The following is a 5298-nucleotide window of genomic DNA, read 5'->3' on the forward strand; positions in this document are numbered from 1 at the left end:
TTGGACAACGCGTGCTTGGACCCCACGACTGTTCACATCGCGCGCATGCCGGAGGCTCAGCAGAAGGTGATTCTGCAGCAGTTCTTGGACAGTGCTGGGATCATGCCAGGGCCGATTAGCGAGGATAACTCCCGCTTGTTGGCCGTGTTGGAGACCTTCTCCCACCGGGAGGAGCTAACTCAGCTTCTGGGCGAAGAAGACCTCATGGTCACGGCTGCGAAACTGCTGAAGAGGATTCGACACAGTAATCGTCAGTTGTACGCGGCCGCGCGTGTTCGGTTCGATCGCCTAGAGGGCGTGGACACGGAATCCGTCGACAACCGGTGGGCGTTGGCTCCCATCGTGTCTCTCGTTTTTGCCTTGGCCGCGCGCTTGGAGGCCCACGGTGCAGGCAAAATGGGCGCCTTGTCCCCACAAGCAGTAGCAGGGTGGGCCCGTGTCGCTGAAATGCTGCCGGACCTCGTCGCCGGGGATATTGTCTCTGCCGATGCCATGGTGCTGGGTGTTGTCGGCCACAAAAGGAAGTAAATAGGCAGCAAATAGTACGACATCCTGTGGCTCCTTCTTCACAGTGCGACGGTTGCTGACATAATGGCCACTATGTCTCCTGTTGTGTTGTGGACCATTGTCGGCGTTGTTGTTGTCCTGGTGCTCCTTGCGCTCCTCATTATTTTTGGGCTGCACAGGCGTAAAAAGAACACGGTGTCATTCGAAAGTAAGGCGAGTGACACCGAGGAGAAGAAGCGTCCCGATTCGGGCAATTACCAGGCAAAGGGCGGTTTTAATTTCGCCGCCGGGCCTGCGACGGGGCACAAGCCGTCACAGGCCGACGTTGTTGCCGGTGAATTTGGGCAAACGAAACAGGCTAAAAAAGAACCGGAACCAGTTTCTGCCGAAAGCAGCTCCTCGACGAGCAACCAGGCTGCTGAGCCAGAAACTAGTGCTCACGCAGAAAAAGCTGCACCTCAATCGACTGAGCCTGCCGACGATAGTCGTGCCGACGAGGCACCGAAGAGTCCCGATGATCACGTTGCTGGTGTGACGGAATCTCCGGAAACTGTTGATCGCGAGCAGGATGAGCCGGTTGTTCCTCCTGCCGACGAAAAAGCCGACGATTCGGCTGGCAAGGCTAATGAAGCTGATACGGCCGGCAAGACTGAGGCAGCCGATCAGGAATCCCAAAAGGAAACACAAGAAACGAAGGTCCCGTCGGACAGCGAGAACGCCGTTGAGGCCGACAAGAAAGAGCCGTCAGCACAGCCGGTAGAGGCTAAATCGTCCTCGAAGCCCGTGGAGACAGAGTCTCCCGCGGAACCCGTCGTCGCTGCATCGTCAGCGCAGCCAGATGACGCCGAAGCTGAGGACTCGTCGGCACAACAGGAACCGGCGTCGGATAGCAGCGAGCTCTCAGAGAGCGACCTCACTGAGAAAGAAAAGACCGAAGCCGAAGAGGCGGCGGCCGCAGCGCAGTCGGTCGCCGTCGGTGCGGAAGCAGCTGCTGACCTAGCGCGCGAGAGCAGCACCACCGAGGAACGCCCGTCGTCCGCGGAATCCACCGATGAAGGTACCGCGGCTGTAGCTGAGGCGGAGCCGGAGGAACCCGCAGAAACTCCCGAGCCCGTCGATGGTCGTATTCACCGGCTGCGTGGTCGGCTGTCGCGTTCCCAGAACGCCATCGGTAAAGGCGTTTTAGGAATTCTGGGCGGCGGCGATCTTGACGAGGATGCGTGGGAAGACGTCGAAGACACACTCGTCATGGCGGACCTGGGTACCGCGGCCACGATGAAAGTGGTCGATTCTCTGCGGGAGAAAATCGCTTCTCAGGGTGTTTCGTCAGAGCAGGAGGCTCGAGCTTTGCTCCGCCAGGCTCTCATCGAGTCCTGCCACCCGGAGATGGATCGCTCTATCCGCGCGATGCCTTATGAGGGCAAGCCGGCTGTGATTCTCGTTGTTGGTGTGAATGGCACGGGCAAGACGACGACGGCCGGAAAGCTGGCACGAGTGTTGACGGCCATGGGCCACAGCGTGCTCTTGGGCGCTGCGGATACCTTCCGTGCCGCGGCGGCCGATCAGCTTGAAGCGTGGGGGAGTCGCGTTAATGCCCGCACTGTGCGTGGTCCCGAGGGCGCTGATCCCGCATCGGTCGCATTCGACGCGGTCGCTGCCGGAGTCGCTGATCACGCGGATGTCGTTGTGTTGGACACCGCAGGCCGGCTACACACGAAGAACAACTTGATGGATCAGCTGGGCAAAGTGAAGCGCGTCGTCGAAAAGAAGGCTGTCGTGGACGAAGTCCTTCTGGTTCTCGACGCGACCGTCGGCCAGAATGGTCTGGTCCAGGCCCGCATATTTGCGGAAACAGTGGACATCACTGGTGTGGTCTTGACGAAGTTGGATGGCACAGCCAAGGGCGGAATTGTCTTCCAGGTGCAGGAAGAACTCGGTGTTCCAGTGAAGATGGTTGGCCTGGGGGAGGGCGTCGACGATTTAGCCCCGTTCGAGGTTGAGGGATTCGTTGACGCACTGCTCGGGTAAGAATATGGCCGTGGCCGGCGACGATCGAGTATCAACCGGCCGCGTCAGCACCCGAATAGGTCAGCCTAAAAAGCTCATTCTGCAACCTATGCTTTTCAGATGAAATAATATATCGTGTTCCAACGAAACACTTTGTAGGCCGTTGTGTAGTGGGCCGTGCGGACTAGTGCGGCACCTGAACCAGGGCGCCTTTCTGTGTGTTAGGCCAGTTCCACTGTTGTGTAGCGAACTGCGTTGGCACATGGAAACTCCCCCGCCCGTAAAAAGAAGAGAAGTGAAATGTCCTTAGCTAAAAAGCTCTCTGCCCTCGTCGGTGTTCTTGCTGTTGGTGCCGGTGCAGCCGTAGCTGCTCACCCAGCCGAAGCTGAGGGAGACTCCAATATTGTGCTGTTGGGTGATTCGTACATGGCCACCCCAAACCAGCTGGCTCTCCTCAATGACCACATTCAAGCAGCCATTCCCGTCGCTCCCCGGTTTGCTCCTGTCACGGGTTCAGCTGCTTCCGGCTGCCCCATCGACCAGCATGATGTCGGCTCTGTTCTGCAGTCTATTTCGGGCCGAAAAGTTGAGAACTACGCATGTTCAGGTGCGACGTTGGCCGCTGCACCGACTCAAACTAACTTGAACCCCAATCGCCTGGATACCTTGGTGACCAAGGCGATCGACAGCGGAGCATTGAACCCGAATACCCAGGCTGTTCCGATTCTGATCGGTATCAATGACTTCTACAAGACCGGGTACGCGTGGAGCTTCACCCCTGAGGATCCTGCTCACGAGGCTGAAGCTGGCGCAGAGCTGGACAAGGCTGCTCATCGCATCCGTGAAGCTGCTCCGAACGCCAAGCTGATCTTCTTGTCCTACCCCCAGCTCACTGCGCCTGACGATCCGAATATGATGTGCTGGATTCAGGCTGGCGATGCTCGTCCGTTCAACACTCCGGGCTTCGGGTTCCAGAACGCGTTCAACATTATTAAGCGCCAGCAATCGTCGGCTGCAGAGCGTAACGGTGGCACCTACCTCGACATGGCCGAATCAACTGTGGGACACAGTACATGTGCTCCCGGCCGGGAAAACTGGGTTTCCGGCTTGATTGAGACCAACGGCAACAACGCTGCAATGTCCATGCACATGACCTACCAGGGTGTAGACAACATGGCGCAGCAGATTACAGCCAGGCTCTAAGCTAAAGCCCTAACAAGCTGTCGCACTACAGATAACCCCGGGTTCATCACCTGGGGTTTTCGCGTATGTCATCACGTACCCCGAAATCACGCTGCACTGTTATTCCGTCGCGCTGTTCTAACGCGTCCTTGCCGTGATGCGTGAAAAATCCCCACTGCATACTCCAGCGAACATTTCCCTCGTAACAAAAGCGAAACAATATGGGTTTTATTTCACACGAATGAAACGTCACACTGCGTCGTCGGAAACACGAGATAACCATGCTTTTCGTGTAGGCATCACCTCCTTGCCCGTGGAGTGAAAACTCACAATCACTGTCGACGTGCCGAGCGTGAATGCCCCGAATAATTATCTGCCCACAATCAGGCTTCCCGCTTGAGGCGCCGACGCACGCGAATATGTCCCATTTGCGCTGCTAGCCCCTGCGTGGAGTCCTGCGAGAGGAGTCTCGTGTGCTCGTCGACCAAGTAGTTCTTGCCGCTTCGGCAACGGAGAGTGGTGTGACGGCTGGCAATTCCGCGTGGATGCTCATTAGCGCGTCCCTGGTGTTGTTAATGACGCCAGCCGTCGCCTTTTTCTATGGCGGAATGTCACGTCAAAAGTCCACCCTCAACATGATGATGATGTCATTCGGGGCTCTCGGGGCAATCGGAGTTATTTATGTGCTGTGGGGATACTCGATGTCGTATTCCAGCGGCGACATCGGCGGCATCTTCGCCAACCCCTTCACCAACTTCGGACTGCGAGGAATTCTCCCGTCCGACGACGGAGCATTCCCCACGGGTAGCAATGGTTACCCCGAAATTATCGACGTCGCGTTCCAGCTGACCTTCGCGGTGATCACGGTAGCGCTCATCTCTGGTTCGCTTGCCAACCGTGTGAAATTCTCCACCTGGCTCGTGTTTTCGGTGCTGTGGGTTACTTTCGCGTTCTTCCCCTTGGCACACATGGTGTGGGGCGGCGGTTTGCTGTCCGATTCTGAACACAGCATTGCTGCATGGTTATTCGGGACGACAATGGACGACGGCGAAAAAGTCGCGAAAATCGCTCCGATCGACTTCGCGGGTGGAACAGTGGTCCACATCAACGCCGGTGTTGCAGGCCTCGTGTTAGCCCTCATCGTCGGCAAATCGCGTGACTTCTTGAAAGCCCCGCAGCGCCCACACAACCTTCCTCTCACCATGATCGGTACGACGTTCCTGTGGTTCGGCTGGTTCGGCTTTAACGCTGGTTCCGCCTTCGCCGCCGACGGCAATGCTGCTCTGGCCTGGGTCAACACGACGGTCGCAGCCTGCGCTGCCATGATGGCCTGGCTAGCCGTCGAGCGCATACGAGACGGACACGCCACCTCCTTAGGCGCGGCATCCGGCGTTGTCGCTGGTCTAGTTGCCATCACCCCGGCCTGTGGAAACTTGACACCTGTCACGTCGATCATCCTCGGTGCTGTCGCCGGAGTGGTGTCGGCCTACGGAGTTGGCCTCAAGTACAAACTCAAGTTTGACGACTCCTTAGACGTCGTCGGTGTGCACCTCCTGTCGGGTATTTGGGGAACGATCGGCGTCGGTCTGCTAGCGAAAGACC

At 57.7% G+C, this 5298-nt stretch carries 3 protein-coding genes and 1 pseudogene; all 4 read left to right on the plus strand.

What is annotated here, in order from left to right; translation table 11 throughout:
- Window positions 1-528, plus strand: a pseudogene (locus tag Q3981_RS05155) (hypothetical protein); the annotation flags it as partial.
- Between the two features lie 72 nt (window positions 529-600).
- Window positions 601-2535: a signal recognition particle-docking protein FtsY gene (ftsY, locus tag Q3981_RS05160; protein WP_303124372.1), complete on the plus strand. Its 1935-nt coding sequence runs from the start codon at window positions 601-603 to the stop codon at window positions 2533-2535.
- Window positions 2536-2814: 279 nt separating this feature from the next.
- On the plus strand, window positions 2815-3717 hold the full coding sequence (locus Q3981_RS05165) for a GDSL-type esterase/lipase family protein (RefSeq protein ID WP_221923696.1): 903 nt from the start codon (window positions 2815-2817) through the stop codon (window positions 3715-3717).
- A 524-nt stretch (window positions 3718-4241) separates the two neighbouring features.
- Window positions 4242-5298, plus strand: a 1057-nt coding sequence (locus Q3981_RS05170; protein ID WP_303124376.1) for an ammonium transporter, incomplete at its 3' end; no start/stop codon positions are given.

Origin of the sequence: Corynebacterium sp., from assembly GCF_030530965.1 — a bacterium.
Taxonomy (GTDB): domain Bacteria; phylum Actinomycetota; class Actinomycetes; order Mycobacteriales; family Mycobacteriaceae; genus Corynebacterium.

What these genes read in the sequence shown, in the direction of transcription:
- Q3981_RS05165 (WP_221923696.1), top strand. Translation starts at nt 2,815, where the DNA reads ATGTCCTTAGCTAAAAAGCTCTCTGCCCTCGTCGGTGTTCTTGCTGTT.
- ftsY (WP_303124372.1), top strand. Translation starts at nt 601, where the DNA reads ATGTCTCCTGTTGTGTTGTGGACCATTGTCGGCGTTGTTGTTGTCCTG.